Origin of the sequence: Cupriavidus neocaledonicus (assembly GCF_000372525.1) — a bacterium.
Lineage (GTDB): Bacteria > Pseudomonadota > Gammaproteobacteria > Burkholderiales > Burkholderiaceae > Cupriavidus > Cupriavidus neocaledonicus.
This window is the reverse complement of the sequence record NZ_AQUR01000100.1, coordinates 1-17,774: the sequence shown is the minus strand read 5'-3', so window position 1 is coordinate 17,774 and position 17,774 is coordinate 1. Positions and strand designations below refer to the sequence as shown.

The window sequence follows — 17,774 nt, the reverse complement described above, 5'->3', positions numbered from 1 at the left end:
ACCGGTTTGGGGCCTAACGTTGGCCGGTCGACTGCCGGCGCGTGTGGCGGAGCACCCGGTTAATGTACCGAGGCGGCGCGTGTCCGCAAAGTGAAAGTTTCTTCTACACGTATTGAACGTTACCGGCACGGCAAGCGGGCTGCGCAAGATCAAACGCGCCGGCAATAGGAAGAATCTGAGTTGCGCGCCGGGCATTTTCGGAGGCCGCGCAAAAAAAAACCGGCTGCCATGGCAGCCGGTTTTCGGGTCGGGCAACGGTTGGCCGCCTGCCCCGATTATTCCAGCGTGATGTTCTGGTCGCGCGCGATCTTCTTGCGCAGCTCCAGCTCGCGCTTGATCTGGGCGGCGTATTGCTGGGGCGTGTTGCCGTCGGTGTAAGCCCCGCTGTCGGCCAGGCGGCGCTTGACGTTGGGATCCTGCAGCGCCTTGACCGCGGCGTCATGCACGCGCGTGATGATCGCCGCCGGCGTGCCGGCCGGCGCCACCAGCCCGTACCAGGCCATGTTGTTCATGTCCTTCATGCCGGCTTCGGCAAAGGTCGGCACGTCGGGCAGGCCCTCGACGCGCTTGGGCGCCGCCACCGCCAGCGCGCGCAGCTTGCCGGCCTGGATATGCGGCATCGACGACGGCAGGTTGTCGAACTGCGCGTTGACCTGGCCGGCCAGCGTGTCGTTCAGCGCCGGGCCCGATCCGCGGTAGGGGATGTGGACCATGTCGGTCTGGGTGATGTCCTTGAACAGTTCGCCGTCCAGGTGGGAGATACTGCCCTTGCCGGCCGAGGCGTAGCTGTACTTGCCCGGGTTGGCCTTGAGCATCGCCACGAATTCCTTCAGGGTCTTGGCCGGAACCTTCGGATTCACCGTCAGCACATTGGGCACGTTGACCAGGTTGGTGATCGGCGCGAAGTCCTTGAGCGGATCGTACGGGTTCTTGGGGTTGGTGGCCGGGTTGGTCGCCATCGTGCTGACCGTGGCGATGCCCAGCGTGTAGCCGTCCGGCGCGGACTTGGCCAGCGCGTCGGCACCGATGGCGCCGCCGCCGCCGCCGCGGTTTTCCACCACCACCGGCTGGCCCAGTTCACGGCCCAGGCCGTCGGACACCGCGCGCGCCACGATATCGGTGGTGCCGCCGGCCGCGAACGGCACGATCAGGCGGATCGGCTTGGCAGGGTAGGACTGGGCGTGCGCCAGGCCGGCGTGGGTCAGGCCGAGGGCCGCGATACATGCGGCTGCGCCGGCGTTAAGGACTGCTTTCAAGGAGGGCCTCCATTCTTCTTTCACTGATTCGCCAGCCAGGCTGCAGGCGTGTTCCCGGATCGTCTACGGATCCGGCGCCGCGCTGTCAGGGTTTTCCGGGCTGGCATGACCGGGCCGGGCCGGCATGCGGCACGGCCGGCGCCTTGCGATGGTTCCGCGATACGGAACTATGTTCCACAATGACGCGGGAGCGATTCAACCGGGAAAGCGCCTGCAGGGGAATTGGTGAGAACCCGCGTATCAAGAATCGGCTTGCGCGGCCGATCGCGCGCGTGGCCGGGTGGCGGCAAGCACCAAAGCAAAAAGCCGGAAGCAAGGCTTCCGGCTTTTCTGGATTCGCTGGTGGGGCGTGAGTGACTCGAACACTCGACCTACGGATTAAGAGTCCGCTGCTCTACCAACTGAGCTAACGCCCCAACGAAGAAAAAGATTGTAGCAAGGTATCGAATGCGGCGCAAGAGCCTTTGCGGCATTTTTTGTGATGCCGGGCCGCTACAATGCAGGCCGCCATCATGCGCCTGCGCCCGGCACCGCATCCACCTGTTTGCCAGATCCATGCACGCCAGAGTCCTACGCTATCTCGACGAGGTCGTCCGCCGCGGTTCCATCCGCAAGGCGGCCGAGCACCTGCACGTGGCGCCGACCGCGGTCAACCGGCAGATCCTGGACCTGGAGGCGGAACTGGGCGCGCCGCTGTTCGAGCGCATCAACAAGCGCCTGCGGCTGACGCCGCTGGGCGAGATGGTGCTGGCCCATGTCCGCCAGACCCTGCGCGAGCACGACGCGCTGCGCGAGCGTATCGAGGACTTCAAGGGCGCGCGCCGGGGCGACGTCACGGTGGCGGTGACGGCGGGCCTGGCCGGCTCGCTGATGCCGTCGCTGGTGCATGACTTCCGCCAGCGCTATCCGGGCATCGTGGTGCGCGTCAATGACCTGCCGGTGGCCGATATCGTCGCGGCGGTGGAGCAGGGCGATGCCGACCTCGGGCTGGGCTATGACTTGCCGGAACTACCGGCCTTCCGTGCACTGGCCAGCAGCGACTGGCAGATCGGCGCGGTGGTGCCTCCGGGCCACGCGCTGGCGGCGCGGCCATCGGTGTTGCTGAGCGAGTGCGTCGGCTATCCGCTGATCCTGCCGGCACCCTCCTTGTCGATCCGCGGCCTCCTCGATGCGGCCTTCGCGCGCAATGCGATCGAAGTCTCGCCGGTGGCGGAGTCGACCTCGACCGTGCTGATCCGGCAACTGGTGCTGCTGGGTACCGGCATCGCGCTGCTGAACCCGCTCGACGTGATGGAGGAGCGCGCGCGCCAGGCGCTGGTGTACGTGCCCTTGCGCGACCGCCACCTGCAGGGCCAGACGCTGACGTTGGTGGCGCGCGCCGGCGGTCAGCTGAGCGCCGCGGCGGGGCTGATGGCCGAGCGCATCGGCGACGCGCTGGCGACGCTGTTCGCGCAAGCCCGCTGAGCCGGGCTTCTGGCAGATGTCCACTTTTTGTGGACAGGCTGCTCGGAATTCTATGCTTGGGAAGCGGCAGCGCGCCGCCGTAGACTGGCGGCAGATCGTATCTGCCCCCAATCCCATTCGCATCGAAAAAGGAATTCCGCCATGACCCTGATTGCCCTCAATGCCGACGTGCTGGTGACCATGGACGCGCAGCGCCGCGAGATCCGCGACGGCGCGCTGGTGGCCGAGGGCCCCGCCGTGCAGTGGGTCGGTCCCACCGCGGAGCTGCCGTCGCAATACCGGCGCATGGTCGACGACGGCAGCGCGCAGGTGCTCGACATGCGCGGCCGCGTGGTCACGCCCGGGCTGGTCAACACGCACCACCACATGTACCAGAGCCTGACGCGCGCGGTGCCGGCGGCGCAGGATGCCGAGCTGTTCTCGTGGCTCACCAACCTGTACATGCTGTGGTCGCATCTGACGCCGGAAATGATCGCGGTGTCGACCAAGACCGCGATGGCCGAGCTGATGCTGTCGGGCTGCACCACCACCAGCGACCACCTCTACCTGTTTCCCAACGGTTCGCGCCTGGATGATTCGATCGCCGCGGCGCAGGAGATGGGCATGCGCTTCCATGCCGCGCGCGGCTCGATGAGCGTGGGCCGCGGCAAGGGCGGGCTGCCGCCGGACGTGGTGGTGGAAGAGGAAGCCGCGATCCTGCGCGACAGCCAGCGGCTGGTGGAGCAGTACCATGACAGCGCACGCCACGCGATGCTGCGCGTGGTGCTGGCGCCGTGCTCGCCGTTCTCGGTATCGCGCGACCTGATGCGCGAATCGGCGGCGATGGCGCGGCACTACGGCGTGTCGCTGCATACGCATCTGGCCGAGAACGACAACGACATCGCCTATTCGCGCGAGAAGTTCGGCCTGACGCCGGCGCAGTATGCCGAAGACCTCGGCTGGGTCGGTCACGATGTGTGGCACGCGCACTGCGTCAAGCTCGACCACGAGGGCATCGCACTGTTCGCCCGCACCGGCACCGGCGTGGCGCATTGCCCGTGCTCGAACATGCGGCTGGCATCGGGCATTGCGCCGGTGCGCGCCATGCGCGATGCGGGGGTGCCGGTGGGCCTGGGCGTGGACGGCAGTGCGTCGAACGACGGCGCGCATATGCTCGGCGAGGCGCGCCAGGCGATGCTGCTGCAGCGGGTCGGCTACGGTCCGGCCGCGATGAGCGCGCGCGAGGCGCTGGAAATTGCCACGCTGGGCGGCGCGCGCGTGCTCAACCGCGACGATATCGGCGCGCTCGCGCCGGGCATGTCGGCCGATTTCGTCGCTTTCGACGTGTCGTCGGTCGGGTTTGCCGGCGCCGGCCACGACCCGGTGGCGGCGCTGGTGTTCTGCACGCCGGCCAGTGTCGCGGCCAGCGTGATCAATGGCAGGGAAGTGGTGCGCGACGGCGAGCTGCTGACAGCCGACCTGCCCGCGGTGCTGCTGCGCCATCGCGCGCTGGCGCGCACGCTGTTCGAACGGGCCAGCGTCGGCGCGTGACGAAGTGCTGCGGCGGCAGGGGTGATGGCCCGTGCCGCCGCAGATGCATGCGGTCCGAGCCGTCAAAAGCCGGTCCAAAGCAAAAGGCCGGAAGCATTGCTGCTTCCGGCCTTTCTTGCTTTCTTGTATTCGCTGGTGGGGCGTGAGTGACTCGAACACTCGACCTACGGATTAAGAGTCCGCTGCTCTACCAACTGAGCTAACGCCCCAACGAAGAACGAGATTTTAGCATGATTTCCGGCGCTGTCAATTGCCTGACGCAATTGCCATGGCAACCCGCGCAAACGCGCCCCGCGTGCGGAGGGGTTGGCCGACGGAACCGAATGGCAGTCGCGGTGGTCTTCCGAATGAACCCGTTCGCATAGGGTTCTACCCATACGATTTTGCCGGAGCCATGTTAGGATGTTTCTCCACTTGCATATGGAGGGCTGCACCGATGGATATCAAATTCCAAGAGCAAGAGCGCTACGACATCAATAACGAAGGCTTGTTGTTCCAGGCACTTGTCAATGGCGAGAAGGTGACTTGCGTGGTGACACGCGAAGCACTGTGGGAAGGTTTCAGCGCCGACCAGGTGCTGTCACTGGAAGAAGCATTCCGCGCCGGCCGCGAAACCATCGAACGCGCCGCCGTGGTGCTGATCGAGCAGGGCGCACCGCAGCCTATCGTCGTCAAGCGCGCCCACGTGGCGCCGATCTGATGCGGATGGATGCCCCGGCCCGCCCCAGGCAAGCCGCGGGCGCCCATCTGGCATCAGGGTTCAGAGCATAGGCCGTCCGGCCTTGCTTGCCAGCCGGCGCCGCCGGGGCAGGCAATCCCCAGTTTCTTCCGTTTTTCTTCTTTTTTTGCCGCCGTGACCGTGGCCAAGCGCGCCCGTGCGGGCGCTCCGTTCATGGCTGCGCGGACGCTGCCGGCGCCGCCGTGGCGCCCGGCCGCGACGCGCACTCCTCGAAGATGCGTACCGTGCAGCGGGCGCAGATTTCCGGCGACAGCTGGCCGATGATGGTGTGCAGCGCCTGCCGCTTGGTGGGGAACACATGGTCGGCGCCGAGCTTGTCGGCAAAGCCGGTCTGCGCCCAGGTCTGCAGCACCTGCGTGCGCGGACGGTGGAAGTACAGGTCGCCGCCAAGCGCGCGGCGCTCGCTCAGCTCGTGTTCCCACATTTCCGCGCCGGCGAGGTCGATGAAATTCATGCTCTTGGTCATCGCCAGCAGGTGGGTCTGGCTGGCATTGACGGTGCGCAGCCAGTGCAGGCGGTCGGTCACGTATTGCACCGCGCCGAAGTAGATCGCACCCTCCATGCGCAGCAGCTTGAGCTGCGGGCATTCCGGCTGCGGCCGGCGCAGCTCGTCCAGCGGCGTGAAACGCCGGCCGGGGTCGTCGGCATCCGGCACCAGGCTGCGCACGGCCGGCCGCGAGGTGCGGTAGAGGTAGGCCACCAGCGACAGCACGGTGCCGAGCAGCACCGCCATTTCCAGCCGGATCACCAGGGTGGCGGCGAAGGTGCCGATGGCGATCGCGAACTCGGTGCGGCTGAGCGTGAAGATGCGGCGCAGCCGCGCGATGTCGAGCAGGCCCCATGCCACCAGCAGCAGCATCGCGGCGATCGCCGCCATCGGGATCTGCGCCAGCAGCGGCGCGCTGACCGCCACCAGCGCCACCAGCCACAACGCCGAGAACACGCTCGCCAGCGGCGTGCGCGCGCCGGCCTCGAAGTTGGGCACCGAGCGGTTGAGCGAGCCGCAGGAGATATAGCCGGAGAAGAAGCCTCCCGCGATATTCGACAGGCCCTGGCCGATGAACTCGCGGTTGGCATCGATATGCTGGCCCGAGCGCAACGCCACCGCCTTGGCAATCGAGATCGACTGCCCCAGCGCGACGATGGTCAGCGCCGCGGCGATGCCCAGCAAGTCGGGCAGCTTGCGCCAGTCGACGTCCGGTACCTGGAAGTGCGGCAGCGCCGACGGAATCGGCCCGACCACGTTGACGTGGTGGCCGCCGGCCTGGTTCAGCAGCAGCGCCACGCCATAGCCGGCCAGCAGGCCCAGCAACATGAACGGCAGGCGCCGCCACAGCCGCTTGCACAGCAGCGTCACCGCCAGCGTGACCGCGCCGACCATGGGCGCGTCCCAGTTGATGGCATCGGCATGCTCGAACAGGTGGCGCAGCACGCCGAAGGCGCTGGTGCCGGTCGGCACCGACAGGCCGAACAGGTCCTTCAGCGCGTACAGGCCGATCAGCGTCGCCGCGCCGCAGGTAAAGCCGAGCAGCACCGACGGCGAAATAAAGTTGGCCAGAGACCCCAGCCGCAGCGTGCCCACCGCCAGCTGCATCACGCCGACCACGATGGTCACCGCCAGCGCCAGGCCGATATAGGCCGGGCTGCCCGCGAACGCGAGCGGGCTCAGCATCGCGAACAGCGCCAGCGAGTTGGCGTTGGTCGGCCCCGACATGACGTGCCAGCTGGAACCGAACAGCGCCGCGACGATGCACGGCACCACCGCACTGTAGATGCCGTACTGCGGCGGCAGGCCGGCGAGCGTGGCGAACGCCACCCCCTGTGGCAACACCAGCACGGCGCCGAGCAGCCCTGCCACCAGGTCGGCGCGCAGCGTGGTCGGGTCGACGCGCTGGCTCCATGGGAACAGGCGCGGCAGCAGGGATGTGGTGGTGGGCGAGGGCATCGGCAATAAGGCGGCGCGCTAGCCGGCTTCGCCGCCGCGTCCGGACGGCGGCAGGGCGGCGGGGGCAGGCTCAGTGGGTTGAGGTGCGGCCGGCCGCGGGCCCAGGCTGGCCAGCATGGCGTCGAGCGCGCGATAGACCTCGGCCAGGCGCTCCGCCCCCAGCTGCTGCGCGAGCTGCTGGTAGCGGGCCTCGATCAGCGGTTCCATCTGCGCGATGACGTCGTGTGCGGCATGGGTCAGGCTGACCAGCTGGCGGCGCTGGTCAGTGGCCGAGCGCGTGCGTTCCACCAGCCCGGCGTCTTCCATGCCTGCCAGCATGCGGGTCAGGCTCGGGCTCAGGATCAGGCAGGCCTCGGCGAGCTGGTTGGGCTCCATCGGGCCGCGCTCGTTGAGCGTGCGCAGCACGCGCCATTGCTGCTCGGTCACGCCGAACTGTCGCAGGATCGGCCGGAAGCCGGCCAGCAACGCTTCGCGCGCTTGCAACAGCAGGTGGGGGAGATTGCGATGGCGAAACATGGCCTGGGCGGGAGCGCTCATGCCCGCAGTGTAGCGGGCACCGCCGCGCACGCAGAGCGGGGCTTGCCCGGGCTTGCCTGAACCGGCGCCTTGCGCCAGCGCGGCCGCCGCGCGCGCACGGCGGCGCGGCTCAGCCGCAATGCAGCGTCGCCACCACCGGCGTGTGATCGGACGGCTGCTCCCATGTGCGCGGCACCCGGTCGATCACGCAGGCGGTGCACTGCGCGGTCAGCGCCGGCGACAGCAGGATATGGTCGATGCGCAGACCGGCATTGCGCCGGAATGCCAGCATGCGGTAGTCCCACCACGAGAACGCCTTCTCCGGCTGCTCGAACTTGCGGAACGCATCGGCCAGGCCCAGTTCGAGCAGCGCGGCAAAGGCGGCGCGCTCAGGCGGCGAGACCAGGTTCTGGCCTTCCCACTTGGCCGGGTCGTGCACGTCGCGGTCTTCCGGCGCGATATTGAAGTCGCCCAGCAGCGCCAGGCGCGGGTGGCGCGCCATTTCCTCGCGCAGCCACGCGGTCATCGCTTCGAGCCATTGCAGCTTGTAGGCGAACTTGTCCGAGTCGGGCGCCTGTCCGTTGGGGAAGTAGGCGCAGACCAGGCGCAGGTCGCCATAGGTCGCCGCGATCACGCGCTGCTGCGCGTCCTCGAAGCCCGGGATGTTGCGCACCACGTCGACCGGGCCGGGCATGCTCGCGTCGCGCGCCAGGATGGCGACGCCGTTGTACGTCTTCTGGCCGGTGTAGATGCTGTGGAAGCCGGCGTTCTCCAGTTCGGCAAGCGGGTACTTGTCGTCGGGCAGCTTCAGTTCCTGCAGGCACAGCGCGTCGACCGGCGCGCCGGCCTGGTCCTGCTCGGCCAGCCACTGCAGCACCTGCGGCAGGCGTACTTTCAGCGAATTGACGTTCCAGCTGGCGATCCTCATATTTCCTTGCATGCCTTATCCTGTAAGGGTTTCGCGCTTGGCGCTGTTTCCGATACCCCTAAACATACCACCAAGCGAGATTGATACCCCGTAGGCGTAACGTGCTGTCACGCCATATCATCGGGCGTCACTCTGCCACATCCTCAACGGCAGGGGTAGCCCCGCTGTCCGGCTGCTCGGCCTCAAGGGTGCACCGATACCCCCCGGCGTCCAGGCTGTGCTCCACCCGGCTGATAATCCAGTCCGTGGGGATGCCAGGTCGCCAGCCGGACAGGATCAGCTTGGCTTCGGCCGCCAGGTCGGTGCGGCCTGGTAAGGTCACGGACAGGGTGACCTTGCCGCGCTCGCGCCGGGACAGTTCGGCGCGGGCCGCCGCCAAGGCCATTTCCTGCGTGGGGTAATACTGGCGCAGTCGGCGCACCGGCTCGCCTTTCCCCACCTTCACTTCGTGCCGCTTGGCCTGCTTGACGGCGTGCCAGTAGGCCACCACCATGCCTGCCGTTTCCCGCTTGGACTGGACCATGCGCCAGCTGGTGCGGTCGGTCGGCAGCAGGGTGATGGTGGGCAGGTCGGCGCCGCCCACGGTCTTGGCTTCGCCGCGCTTGGCCAGCACCAGCTTTCCGCCCGCCGGCTTCACCACCGCGTCATATTTCTTGGCAATGCGCACCAGAAGGTTCAGGTCCGATTCGTCCGCTTGGTCGATGTGGGGCAGGGGGATGGCCTGCAGGGACGCGGCCACGGCGGGTTCCAGGCCGTGTTCCTTGGCGATCTTGGCCACCATGGCGGACAGCTTGGTGCCCTTCGGCCAGCTGCGGGTTTTCTGACTCTGCAGGTTCACCTTGCCGCCCTTGCTGGCGTCATACGGCGCCGCTCGCGCGCGGATGACCATTTCCCCAGGGTCGCCGGCCAGTTCCAGTTCATCGAACACGAACAGTCCCATGCGCTGGGTGGCGCCGTCATACCCCAGGAACAATTCCAGTTCCGCGCCGGCGGACGGCACCTGGATGGGCGCCAGCGGGTCATGATCGGCCAGCACGATTTCCAGCATGTCGCTGGCCATGCCGGCTTCGTCGGTGAACCGCAGGGACACGAGGCGGTCCAGGATGGTGGCGGTAATGTCGGTGCTGTTGGCCACCAGGCGGAAGTCAGGGCGCACGGGGTCTATCAGTCCCACAGCCGCACCCCCTGTTCGGTGGCAGGCGTCGGCAGGTCCGGCAGCGTGATGGTCACACCGGCCGGCAGCAGCGGGCCGCGATCAGCCAGGCCGGGGTTGGCGTCCAGCAGGCGTTCCACCACCAGGCCGTCGCGGGTGCCGTAGTAGTTCCATGCGATCTGGTCCGGCGTATCGCCGTCGCGTGTCAGGTATTCGGTGGCCATCAGTCGAAGCGCCGCAGGTTCATGGTGAATTCCTGGCGGCGCGGAACGCCACCAGCCGCAAAAATGGTTTGCCCTTCCTCTATCCGCTCGACCACCCAGCGCCCCATGATGGCGCCTTGTCCGCTCACCAGCATCTGCGGCTGGCCGGCGGCTGCCGCTGCGCGCATGCGCTCCACCTGCCCCCTACCGCCTCGCCACTCCGGGTAAATCACGCCCCTCAGCGTCATGGTGTCGGCGCCGGGTCCGGTGAACTGCAGCGCCTCGCGCTGGCCATAGCGTTCCTGGCTCGGCCACCGGTATTCCGTGCTGCGGCTCAGTTCCTGGTATGCGGCCGTGGTGATGCCGAACTGGAACGAACCCAGCTGCATCATCATCACCTGGCCGATGGCATAGCCCAGCATCATTGGTTTGCCCCATCGTACATGGCCCCACGCCGCTGGATGCCCTGTTCGCTCTTGATGCGGCGCATGACTTCATCCGCAATCGCCTTGTTGTCCTGGCCTGGCTGCGTCTTGATATCGAAGGTGTACTGGCGCTGGTCCGTAACCTGGGCGCCTGCGCCGCGCGCCGTGGCCATGGGCGGCACGGCTGGCAGGGCAGGTGCAGGGCCGGCCGCAGCCGGCGCCGGCGAATCACCGAACCCGAAAAACGATTTCGTTTTCTGCCAGCCCTGGCCGATGGCTTCGATTTTGCCGGTGATCCATTCCAGTGCCTGGCGCGCGGACGCGGTGATATCGGCCCACAGGTTCTGAAACCAGGCGCGGATGGGTTCCCAGTTGGCGATGACCAGGCCCAGCGGATGGAACTTGAAAAACACACCCTGCAGCCAGTCCCACGTGCCCTGCGCCGCCTTCGTGATGCTGCCCCACAGGTCCACGAAAAACGCCTTGATGGGTTCCCAGTTCTTCCACACCAGCATGGCGCCGGCTGCCAGCAAGGTAATCAGGATGCCGATGGGGTTTGCTCGCACGGCAACGTTCAGCGCGGTTACCGCCCACGTCACGCCGGTGATGGCCAGCTTGACGGCGCCGAACCCAGCGAACGCTCCCACCACCACGCCGATGTTTTCCACCAGTGTGCGGTTCTCGCGCACGAAGTCCGCCACAGAACTGGACGCGCTGGCGAACGCGCCCATTACGCGGTTCACCGCCGGCAGCAGCACGGAACCGATGTTCACGGACACTTCCGTGACGCGGTTCTGCAGCAGCTGCCACTGGGCCAGGGTGCTGGCGCGCTGCGCTTCGAACTCGCGCGACATGCTGCCCTTGGCTTCGGCGCTGGTGGCCAGTTCGATCTGGCGGCGGTACTCGCCAACGTTGTTGGCCAGCTTCGCCAGCGTGTCGCTGTGTTCCAGGCCCACCAGTTCCACCATCACGCCCAGCTGCTTGTCCTTCGGCAGCTTGTTGACGGCTTCCAGCACCTTCAGGATGGTGCCCTGGGCATCCACCTGCATGCCCTTCTGCACGGCCGCCGTGGACAGGCCGATTTCCTTCATGGCGGCCTTGAATTTCTTGGTGCCCTTGTCCGCCGCCGCCAGCTTCTGGAACAGCGCATTGGTGGCCGTGCTGGCGGTTTCCGTGCGCTCGCCCAGCGTCAGCAGCGTGGAACCCAGCGCCGCCATCTGCTGGCCGGTGACCTTCACAGCCGCCGCCACGCCGCCGGTGCGCGTCAGGAATTCGATGATATCGCCGCCCTTGGAAATGGCGTTGTCATCCAGGTAGTTGATGGCGTCCGCCAGTTCACCGATGGCCGGGATGGGGATTTTGAACAGGCCGGCAACCTTGCCCATGTTGTCCGCCAGTTCGGCGGCTGGCAGGTCGAACGCGGACGCCATCATGGCGGCGGTGCGGGTGAACCCGATAAGCTCATCCCTGGCCACGCCCATGCGAGCGCCGGCGGCCACCATTTCCGCCAGGTCGTTGGTGGTCAGCGGGATTTCTCGGCCCAGCAGCTGCACCTGCTTGGCCATGTCGAAATAAACGCCGGTTGTCGCGCACGCCGGCAACCCGAAGAACCCGCGTTGGAACGATGCCAAGCGCGAGCACAAGTCCTTCATGAACGCCATGCTGCAGTCGCCGCTGCACATCGTGGCGTGCATGCGGGCGCGCGAGAAGGTCAAGCTGGTCAAGGTGAACGGCAAGACCGAGTACGAACCGCAGGGCGTCCTGCCGATCCAGGAAAAAAATTTCACCTTCGAATTGACCGCCAGCATGATGCTGTGGAACGGCGGCAAGCAGCGCGAAATCATCAAGTGCCCTGCGGAACTGCAGCCGATGTTCGGCACGGCAGGCGAGTGGGCGGAAGGCTATCTGACCGCAGAACAGGGCAAGGCGCTGCGTGACTGGGTGGACGGTGCGAAGCAGCTGGACGATGGCGTGCAACGCGCCCGCGACAGCCTGCAGATGGCCTGCGAGAAGGGCATGGAGGCCCTGGTGGCAGCGTGGAAGGCGCTGCCCGCGAAGGTGCAGCGCGCAATCGGCCCGAAGGGCTGCCCCGACGACCTGAAGAAATCCGCCATGGCATTCGACCAGGAGCGCGCTGAAGCCGCGGCAGGCGGCGCCGAACTGGCCGACCTGAACGCGTCGGTACTCGGCGGCCAGGCTGCGTAAGGGAAGGGGATCAGCGATGGGACAGCCCGCAGAAAAGAAATTCCTTTCCGCCGACGAACTGGTGGCGCGCTGGGGTGACGCTATTCACCCCGGCACGCTGGCCAACTGGCGCGTGCAGGGCAAGGGACCGGCATTCATCAAGCTGGGCGCGAAGGTGCGCTATCCCATCGCCCAGCTGGAACAGTGGGAAGCCGCGCACATGGTCGCGGCGAATGACAACAACATCAATTAGGGAAATGCCGCCGGTCGGCGGCACCGCAGGGGTACAAGAAAAATGCTGGCCAAACTGAACGAAGTACACGAAGCATATCTGAGCAAGGAACGGGTTCATCAGGACATGGTTGCGCTGCGCGCTGTCGGCTATGAAAGCCTGGCCGCAGTGCTGAAGGAAGCGCTGTTCCAGGCGGCGCACGGCAAGGGTGCGGAACGCCATGCGCAGGGCGCGCCATTCGATGAACAGCCGATGCAGCAGCTGGTTGACCTGTATGGCATGGGCTTTGCGCTGGGGCAGGCCGCCAAGAAGATGCAGGAGAGCCAGCGCCTGCCGCACGACCGAGCAAGGGCCGAACTGCTGGGTGCCATCAACTACATCGCTGGCGCCGTCATCGCCATGGACCGCCAGAAGGTCGAAAAGCCGCCGTCTGTTGCAGCGAACGACAGCGAAATCGGATGGTTCAGCTGGGGCGGCGGCGAATGCCCGGTGCAACACAACGATGTGGTGGAAGTCCGCCTGCGTGATGGCGACGGCAGCCATACCGGCAAAGCTTCGTTCTTTGACTGGAAGCACGACCACGACCTGGCTGATGTTGTGGCGTACCGCGTAACGAGGAAAGCAACGCATGGCTGACGATATCGACCGCGCCCAGGAGCGCGATGCAGCCAACTTGGCTGATGCGCTGGCCGCGCAGCGTACCCGCGCCAAGACGGCCGCGCACCTGGTGGCCACCGGCGAATGCCTGAACCCACACTGCTGCGAACCGTTCGCGGCGAATGACGAAGGACGGCTGTTCTGCGGCCCCGGCTGCGAACAGGACTACCAGCGCCTGAAGCGCGCTGCTTGATTTTCAAATCATGCCGCCGGCATTGGGCAGGCGGCAATTTCATAGGCGTAACGTCACCATGAGCACTACCCACAACATCGATAGCCGCGTCGAAATCATCCCGCACGAAGTCGAAGGCATCGTGGATGGCATTTTTACTGACCGTCGCGGCACCCAGTACCTGGTCGAATACAAGGACAAGGCCGGCGCAATCCAAAGCCGCTACTACGCGCCGGAACAGCTGCGCACCATCTAACCACACACGGCCGGTGCGACGCCGGCCGCCACCATCACGCAAACACCAGACACCATGGCCTCATCCCTGAACAAAATGCAAATCATCGGCAACCTGGGGAACGATCCCGAAACCAGGTACATGCCCAGCGGCGATGCCGTAACGAACCTTAGCGTGGCCACCACCGACAGGTGGAAGGACAAGCAGTCCGGCGAGACGAAGGAGGCCACCGAATGGCACCGCGTGTCGTTCTTCGGCAAGCTCGCGGAAATCGCAGGCCAGTATCTGCGCAAGGGTAGCAAGGTCTATATCGAAGGCAGCCTGCGCACCCGCAAGTGGCAGGACCAGTCCGGTCAGGACCGGTACACCACGGAAATCCGCGCGGACAACCTGGTGATGCTGGATGGCAAGCCGGCAGGCGAGGGCAACGGCAACGGCAACGGTGGCGGTGGCGGTGGCGGTGGCGGCGGTAGCTCGCGCCCGCCGGCACAGGGCGGCGGTGGCCAGCAGCAGCGCCCGCAACAGGGGCGTGCACCGTCAAACGGCTTCGAAGATATGGACGATGACGTGCCCTTCTGAGGCCACCCGTAGCAATCACGCAACCCGGCGGCCCGTACTGGCGCCGGGTTTCTTTGTTTACGCTATGCTATGTGACGTTGCCGAAACAAAGGCAGCACGGGATTGGCGTCCCGAACTTCCAGGCGTACGTACGCCGCTCGCGCGGCTTGCGTGCGCTCGCCCGACCTCGCCTATGGTGGCGCCGGGCGGGAGCCCCTTCGGGGGCGCAGGTCCTGGAGTCCTGTACGCCAATCCCGTTCGGTCGCCACCCCCACAATTGGCGTTGTTGGGTGATGACTTTAGCCCCACTCCAGGAGTTTATTTTGTCGGAAGTCCCCAACGTCGCGGAACCGCGCACGCCACCAGTCGCACTGGTATCCCCGCCACCCGCACCGCCCCCAGCCGTCGCAGAGAACAGCCGTTATGGCGCCAGCGCGCTCTACCGGGAAGGCGCCACCACGGTATCGTCCACGCATGAGCGGCGCACGCCCATGCAGCTTGCCGCGGCGCGAGCTGGCCAGCTTCATGCGCTGCTGCAGCTGGCGAACTCCGGCAGCGGATTGCCCGCCCACATGACCCTGGACGAACAGGCGCGAGACAATATCCTCGCACTCGCCGAACGCCTGGCCAACGAAGTGGCCATGCTGACAGATATGGGTATCTGAACCCAGAAACGCAAAACCCGCCAGATGGCGGGTTTTTTGTGCCGGCTTACGCGGTATGCGCTGCGGCGCCCCTCGCTGGTATGCAGGTCGGCGGGGCCATCTCACAAGAGTTGGGGTGTGGCTGCTCAAGGGCTTAGGGCCTGTTGACAATCAGCAACGAGGGGGCTGTTAACTTGTGAAGGATTCTGTTTACATCCTGTCTTTTGCGGGAAGACAGGATGCCAAGGTTGATGCTCAGCGATGACCAATACGAACGGATCGCACCATTGCTGCCCGGCAAGGCCACGGACCCGGGTCGAACGGCGGCGGACAATCGACTGTTTGTCGAGGCCGTGCTGTGGATGGCGCGTACCGGCAGCCCATGGCGCGATCTACCGCCCGATTTCGGACCTTGGAACAGTGTGTACAAACGCTTTGCCAGATGGTCTCGGGCGCAGGTGTGGCACACGGTATTTGCTGGGCTTGCGGGCGACGCCGACTTCGAGGAAGTCTTCATCGACAGCACCATTGTGCGTGCCCACCAGCATGCCGCCGGCGCGCCCCAAAAAAAGGCGATCAGGCGATCGGCCGCTCGCGGGGCGGATTGACCACCAAGATTCATGCGCTGGTCGATGGATTGGGTATGCTCGCGCGCTTTCGCCTGACCGGCGGCCAAGCGGGGGACAGCCCCGAAGCGCTGCCTTTGCTTGACGAACTGAAACCCGCCAGTCTGGCGGCCGACAAAGCCTACGATTCGAACGCGATCCTGCAACACCTGGAGTCCGCGGGCATTCAAGCCGTCATACCCAGTCGTGCCAATCGTCTTGAACAACGCCCCCTCGACGAGCATCTGTACGCCTCACGAAATTTGGTCGAACGCTTCTTCTGCCGCATCAAGCAATTCCGCCGCGTTGCCACGCGCTATGACAAGCTCTCCGAACGCTTCTCATCATTCGTTGCGCTCGCCGCCGCATTCATCTGGATCTGCTGATTGTCAACAGGCCCTAACACGTAGTCACCGGGTCCGATTGCGCGTCGGATAGCGGGCATACGCTAGTGGTTTTTCACCTTCAGCTTGGCCACGCGCCTGGCGACTGACTCAGACGGGCATACGGTGATGGCTAACCGCTTTGCCTTGCATAGCATCAATCGCCAGGCGTGTGGCGCCTGGTTTCCCAAGCTTCACGCGGGCCGGTTACGCCGGCCAATCGGGTTCTGGTTTCGAGAGAACCACTGCGCCCTTGGTAGACATTTAAGGTGTCCGTCTTGAAGGGTTACCATCCAGACACCGAAAACACACTTTCTGAAATGCGCTTTCGGTGTCTGGCACCGGGCCGTCTATTCCGACCTGTCAGTTTTCCAGCAGTCCGCTATGCGGCAGTCCCCACCACCGCACAGCGAGATTCGATTATATGCCAGAAATGTCCATTGTGTGTTGTTTTTGGTATTTATCGACAATTTCGTCAATCCAGTTAGCCCAGTCTTGCAGCATGGTGCGGCGCTCTGGCTTGTACTCATGGCGGTTGTAGGCGGCGCGCACCTTGTCCGCTGGGGCGTGCGCCAGGCATCGTTCGATCACGTCCGCGTTGGCACCCAGTTCGTTGAAATGCGTGCTGAACACAGCCCGCCAGCCGTGCATGGTTTCGCCGCGGTAGCCAATGCGCTCCAGAAGGGCGTTGGTGCTGCGCTCGGCCATCGGGCGCGTGGAGTCCAGGCGGTTGGGGAAAATCAGGTCATTGCCGTTCGAAATCTCGCGGAGCCGGCGAAGGATGGCGACGGCTTGGGTGGATAGCGGCACCCAGTGCTGGCGACGCGCCTTCATGCGCTCCGCGGGGATCACCCATTCGGCGGCATCAAGGTCAATCTCCGACCAGCGGCCGCTGGTGATTTCCGCCTTCCGGCATGCCGTCAGGACAACCAGGCGCACTGCTGCGATGGTCTCGGGGTTGGCCGTGCAGCGGCCAAGGGCATCCAGGAACCCGCCAATCTTGCCTTCCGCCATGGCGACGTGGGGTGTCTGAGCGCGGCGGGTCAGGACGCGCGACGGCGGCACCGGGTTGCCTTCGACCAAGCCAACGTCAATGGCGTATTCGAAGATGCCGCTCAGATAGGTGCGCAGATTCTTGGCAACCTCTGGCGTCTTGGCGTCTATGCGCTTCAGGAACGCGGCGATTTCCTGCCGGCGGATGGCGTCGATTGTCTTCTGGCGGAACTCCGGCACCAGGTACTTGGTGATCTCGTTTTTCCGCTGCTTGATGGTCACCGGGGCCAGCTTGGCTTCGGTGGCGCTCCGCCATCCTTGCAGGACGGTTTCGAAGGCGCCCGCCGACTCGCGCAGCCTGTCCTGGACGGCCTTGGCGCGTTCCGCTTGGCGCGTGTGTACCGGATTGTCACCGGCCGCCACCATGGCGCGGGCGGTTCGATGCTCGTTCCGCGCCGCTGACAGCGATACGTCTGGATACGCGCCGATGGAGTGCAGCCCCTCGCGCCCATGCAGGCGGAACTTGTAGCGCCACAGCTTTGCGCCGTTCGATTGCACCAGAAGGTACAGGCCGCCGCCGTCTGTCATCTTGTACGGCTTGTCGGCTGGCTTGGCGTTCCTGACCAGCGCATCGGTCAGGCTGCGGGCTATGTTGTCGGCCATAAAAAAGGTTCATCGAGGAATTCCGGGGAAGGCTGCGCGGATTTTGAGGAAGAAGTATTCCTCGTCGCGATAGCCGTACGCGCGGCGCTTGATGACCTTGATGGTGTTGTTGATGCCTTCGACCACGCTGGTGTTCAATGGGTGGCGGCAGCGGGCCAAGATGCCATGCCAGTAGCCTTGCAGGCGCTTCGCAAACAACTCCAGGGCAGGTATTCGGCTCTGCCGAGCCTGCTCGCACCATTGCTCCCAAGCTTTTTGCGCCCACGCCGGGCGGCGGTAGAACCATAGC

21 protein-coding genes and 2 tRNA genes are annotated in these 17,774 nt (G+C 65.6%); 11 read left to right on the top strand and 12 right to left on the bottom strand.

Going from position 1 to position 17,774, the window contains the following annotated elements; translation table 11 throughout:
* Window positions 1-275: 275 nt before the first annotated feature.
* Together A3AG_RS0118110 and A3AG_RS0118105 are read right to left on the bottom strand one after the other, a co-directional pair.
* Window positions 276-1,256 carry a tripartite tricarboxylate transporter substrate binding protein BugE gene (locus A3AG_RS0118110; RefSeq protein ID WP_018006791.1) on the bottom strand — a complete coding sequence of 327 codons (981 nt, stop codon included), beginning with the start codon at window positions 1,254-1,256 and terminating at the stop codon, window positions 276-278.
* Between the two features lie 340 nt (window positions 1,257-1,596).
* A tRNA-Lys gene (locus tag A3AG_RS0118105) sits at window positions 1,597-1,672 on the bottom strand.
* A 139-nt stretch (window positions 1,673-1,811) separates the two neighbouring features.
* On the opposite strand from A3AG_RS0118105, the gene A3AG_RS0118100 reads away from it, so the two are divergent.
* Window positions 1,812-2,720 carry a LysR substrate-binding domain-containing protein gene (locus A3AG_RS0118100; protein ID WP_018006790.1) on the top strand — a complete coding sequence of 303 codons (909 nt, stop codon included), beginning with the start codon at window positions 1,812-1,814 and terminating at the stop codon, window positions 2,718-2,720.
* 141 nt (window positions 2,721-2,861) lie between these two features.
* Window positions 2,862-4,250: an 8-oxoguanine deaminase gene (locus A3AG_RS0118095; protein WP_018006789.1), complete on the top strand. Its 1,389-nt coding sequence runs from the start codon at window positions 2,862-2,864 to the stop codon at window positions 4,248-4,250.
* A 133-nt stretch (window positions 4,251-4,383) separates the two neighbouring features.
* On the opposite strand, the gene A3AG_RS0118090 is transcribed toward A3AG_RS0118095, so the two are convergent.
* Window positions 4,384-4,459, bottom strand: a tRNA-Lys gene (locus tag A3AG_RS0118090).
* A gap of 227 nt (window positions 4,460-4,686) precedes the next feature.
* On the opposite strand from A3AG_RS0118090, the gene A3AG_RS0118085 reads away from it, so the two are divergent.
* Window positions 4,687-4,950: a DUF1488 family protein gene (locus A3AG_RS0118085; RefSeq protein WP_018006788.1), complete on the top strand. Its 264-nt coding sequence runs from the start codon at window positions 4,687-4,689 to the stop codon at window positions 4,948-4,950.
* A 190-nt stretch (window positions 4,951-5,140) separates the two neighbouring features.
* On the opposite strand, the gene A3AG_RS0118080 is transcribed toward A3AG_RS0118085, so the two are convergent.
* From A3AG_RS0118080 to A3AG_RS31765, 7 genes are all read right to left on the bottom strand, one after another.
* The gene (locus A3AG_RS0118080) at window positions 5,141-6,934 is read right to left on the bottom strand and encodes a SulP family inorganic anion transporter (protein ID WP_018006787.1); all 1,794 of its coding nucleotides are present in this window, start codon (window positions 6,932-6,934) and stop codon (window positions 5,141-5,143) included.
* 18 nt (window positions 6,935-6,952) lie between these two features.
* Entirely contained in the window at window positions 6,953-7,471 is a 519-nt protein-coding gene (gene hpaR / locus A3AG_RS0118075) for a homoprotocatechuate degradation operon regulator HpaR (RefSeq protein WP_035849208.1), read from the bottom strand.
* Between the two features lie 109 nt (window positions 7,472-7,580).
* Entirely contained in the window at window positions 7,581-8,378 is a 798-nt protein-coding gene (gene xth / locus A3AG_RS0118070; RefSeq protein WP_018006785.1) for an exodeoxyribonuclease III, read from the bottom strand.
* 127 nt (window positions 8,379-8,505) lie between these two features.
* The gene (locus A3AG_RS31770; RefSeq protein ID WP_018006784.1) at window positions 8,506-9,534 is read right to left on the bottom strand and encodes a contractile injection system protein, VgrG/Pvc8 family; all 1,029 of its coding nucleotides are present in this window, start codon (window positions 9,532-9,534) and stop codon (window positions 8,506-8,508) included.
* A gap of 8 nt (window positions 9,535-9,542) precedes the next feature.
* Window positions 9,543-9,755, bottom strand: coding sequence for a tail protein X (locus tag A3AG_RS0118060; protein WP_018006783.1), 213 nt, complete (start codon window positions 9,753-9,755; stop codon window positions 9,543-9,545).
* Window positions 9,755-10,159 carry a phage tail protein gene (locus A3AG_RS0118055; protein ID WP_018006782.1) on the bottom strand — a complete coding sequence of 135 codons (405 nt, stop codon included), beginning with the start codon at window positions 10,157-10,159 and terminating at the stop codon, window positions 9,755-9,757. Before A3AG_RS0118055 ends, A3AG_RS0118060 begins: the two co-directional genes overlap by 1 nt.
* Window positions 10,156-11,724 carry a phage tail tape measure protein gene (locus A3AG_RS31765; protein WP_157625337.1) on the bottom strand — a complete coding sequence of 523 codons (1,569 nt, stop codon included), beginning with the start codon at window positions 11,722-11,724 and terminating at the stop codon, window positions 10,156-10,158. Before A3AG_RS31765 ends, A3AG_RS0118055 begins: the two co-directional genes overlap by 4 nt.
* Before the next feature lie 85 nt (window positions 11,725-11,809).
* Between A3AG_RS31765 and A3AG_RS34025 the strand changes: the two genes are divergently transcribed.
* The 8 genes from A3AG_RS34025 to A3AG_RS33510 all read left to right on the top strand — a co-directional run bounded on the left by A3AG_RS34025 (window position 11,810) and on the right by A3AG_RS33510 (window position 15,832).
* On the top strand, window positions 11,810-12,364 hold the full coding sequence (locus tag A3AG_RS34025) for a hypothetical protein (RefSeq protein WP_018006780.1): 555 nt from the start codon (window positions 11,810-11,812) through the stop codon (window positions 12,362-12,364).
* Window positions 12,365-12,380: 16 nt separating this feature from the next.
* Window positions 12,381-12,596: a helix-turn-helix transcriptional regulator gene (locus tag A3AG_RS0118040; protein ID WP_018006779.1), complete on the top strand. Its 216-nt coding sequence runs from the start codon at window positions 12,381-12,383 to the stop codon at window positions 12,594-12,596.
* A 42-nt stretch (window positions 12,597-12,638) separates the two neighbouring features.
* Window positions 12,639-13,211 (top strand): hypothetical protein, encoded by a 573-nt coding sequence (locus A3AG_RS32230; protein ID WP_018006778.1) that lies wholly within the window; start codon window positions 12,639-12,641, stop codon window positions 13,209-13,211.
* A complete protein-coding gene (locus A3AG_RS0118030; protein ID WP_018006777.1) occupies window positions 13,204-13,425 on the top strand; it encodes a hypothetical protein in 222 nt (73 codons plus the stop codon). The genes A3AG_RS32230 and A3AG_RS0118030 overlap by 8 nt, the downstream gene beginning before the upstream one ends.
* Before the next feature lie 58 nt (window positions 13,426-13,483).
* The gene (locus tag A3AG_RS34020) at window positions 13,484-13,660 is read left to right on the top strand and encodes a hypothetical protein (protein ID WP_018006776.1); all 177 of its coding nucleotides are present in this window, start codon (window positions 13,484-13,486) and stop codon (window positions 13,658-13,660) included.
* Window positions 13,661-13,714: 54 nt separating this feature from the next.
* Window positions 13,715-14,218, top strand: coding sequence for a single-stranded DNA-binding protein (ssb, locus tag A3AG_RS0118020; RefSeq protein ID WP_018006775.1), 504 nt, complete (start codon window positions 13,715-13,717; stop codon window positions 14,216-14,218).
* A 470-nt stretch (window positions 14,219-14,688) separates the two neighbouring features.
* Entirely contained in the window at window positions 14,689-14,862 is a 174-nt protein-coding gene (locus A3AG_RS34015) for a hypothetical protein (protein ID WP_018006774.1), read from the top strand.
* Window positions 14,863-15,080: 218 nt separating this feature from the next.
* Window positions 15,081-15,832 (top strand): IS5 family transposase gene (locus tag A3AG_RS33510; RefSeq protein ID WP_370866949.1). Its coding sequence is split into 2 segments (ribosomal slippage): window positions 15,081-15,398 and window positions 15,401-15,832, totalling 750 coding nucleotides; the frame shifts between segments, so codons are not numbered across the junction.
* Between the two features lie 417 nt (window positions 15,833-16,249).
* Here the strand turns inward: A3AG_RS33510 and A3AG_RS0118000 are convergent.
* Window positions 16,250-17,485, bottom strand: a complete 1,236-nt coding sequence (locus tag A3AG_RS0118000; protein ID WP_018006771.1) for a tyrosine-type recombinase/integrase — start codon at window positions 17,483-17,485, stop codon at window positions 16,250-16,252.
* Window positions 17,486-17,494: 9 nt separating this feature from the next.
* The coding region (locus A3AG_RS31755; RefSeq protein WP_035847586.1) for an ISL3 family transposase at window positions 17,495-17,774 on the bottom strand (280 nt) is incomplete at its 5' end.

What these genes read in the sequence shown, in the direction of transcription:
- A3AG_RS34020 (WP_018006776.1), top strand. Translation starts at nt 13,484, where the DNA reads ATGAGCACTACCCACAACATCGATAGCCGCGTCGAAATCATCCCGCAC.
- A3AG_RS34015 (WP_018006774.1), top strand. Translation starts at nt 14,689, where the DNA reads ATGCAGCTTGCCGCGGCGCGAGCTGGCCAGCTTCATGCGCTGCTGCAG.
- A3AG_RS0118085 (WP_018006788.1), top strand. Translation starts at nt 4,687, where the DNA reads ATGGATATCAAATTCCAAGAGCAAGAGCGCTACGACATCAATAACGAA.
- A3AG_RS0118040 (WP_018006779.1), top strand. Translation starts at nt 12,381, where the DNA reads ATGGGACAGCCCGCAGAAAAGAAATTCCTTTCCGCCGACGAACTGGTG.
- A3AG_RS0118060 (WP_018006783.1), bottom strand. Translation starts at nt 9,755, where the DNA reads ATGGCCACCGAATACCTGACACGCGACGGCGATACGCCGGACCAGATC.
- A3AG_RS0118095 (WP_018006789.1), top strand. Translation starts at nt 2,862, where the DNA reads ATGACCCTGATTGCCCTCAATGCCGACGTGCTGGTGACCATGGACGCG.
- A3AG_RS34025 (WP_018006780.1), top strand. Translation starts at nt 11,810, where the DNA reads ATGAACGCCATGCTGCAGTCGCCGCTGCACATCGTGGCGTGCATGCGG.
- A3AG_RS31765 (WP_157625337.1), bottom strand. Translation starts at nt 11,724, where the DNA reads ATGGCCAAGCAGGTGCAGCTGCTGGGCCGAGAAATCCCGCTGACCACC.
- A3AG_RS0118055 (WP_018006782.1), bottom strand. Translation starts at nt 10,159, where the DNA reads ATGATGCTGGGCTATGCCATCGGCCAGGTGATGATGATGCAGCTGGGT.
- A3AG_RS0118000 (WP_018006771.1), bottom strand. Translation starts at nt 17,485, where the DNA reads ATGGCCGACAACATAGCCCGCAGCCTGACCGATGCGCTGGTCAGGAAC.
- hpaR (WP_035849208.1), bottom strand. Translation starts at nt 7,471, where the DNA reads ATGAGCGCTCCCGCCCAGGCCATGTTTCGCCATCGCAATCTCCCCCAC.
- ssb (WP_018006775.1), top strand. Translation starts at nt 13,715, where the DNA reads ATGGCCTCATCCCTGAACAAAATGCAAATCATCGGCAACCTGGGGAAC.
- xth (WP_018006785.1), bottom strand. Translation starts at nt 8,378, where the DNA reads ATGAGGATCGCCAGCTGGAACGTCAATTCGCTGAAAGTACGCCTGCCG.
- A3AG_RS0118100 (WP_018006790.1), top strand. Translation starts at nt 1,812, where the DNA reads ATGCACGCCAGAGTCCTACGCTATCTCGACGAGGTCGTCCGCCGCGGT.
- A3AG_RS0118030 (WP_018006777.1), top strand. Translation starts at nt 13,204, where the DNA reads ATGGCTGACGATATCGACCGCGCCCAGGAGCGCGATGCAGCCAACTTG.
- A3AG_RS32230 (WP_018006778.1), top strand. Translation starts at nt 12,639, where the DNA reads ATGCTGGCCAAACTGAACGAAGTACACGAAGCATATCTGAGCAAGGAA.
- A3AG_RS0118080 (WP_018006787.1), bottom strand. Translation starts at nt 6,934, where the DNA reads ATGCCCTCGCCCACCACCACATCCCTGCTGCCGCGCCTGTTCCCATGG.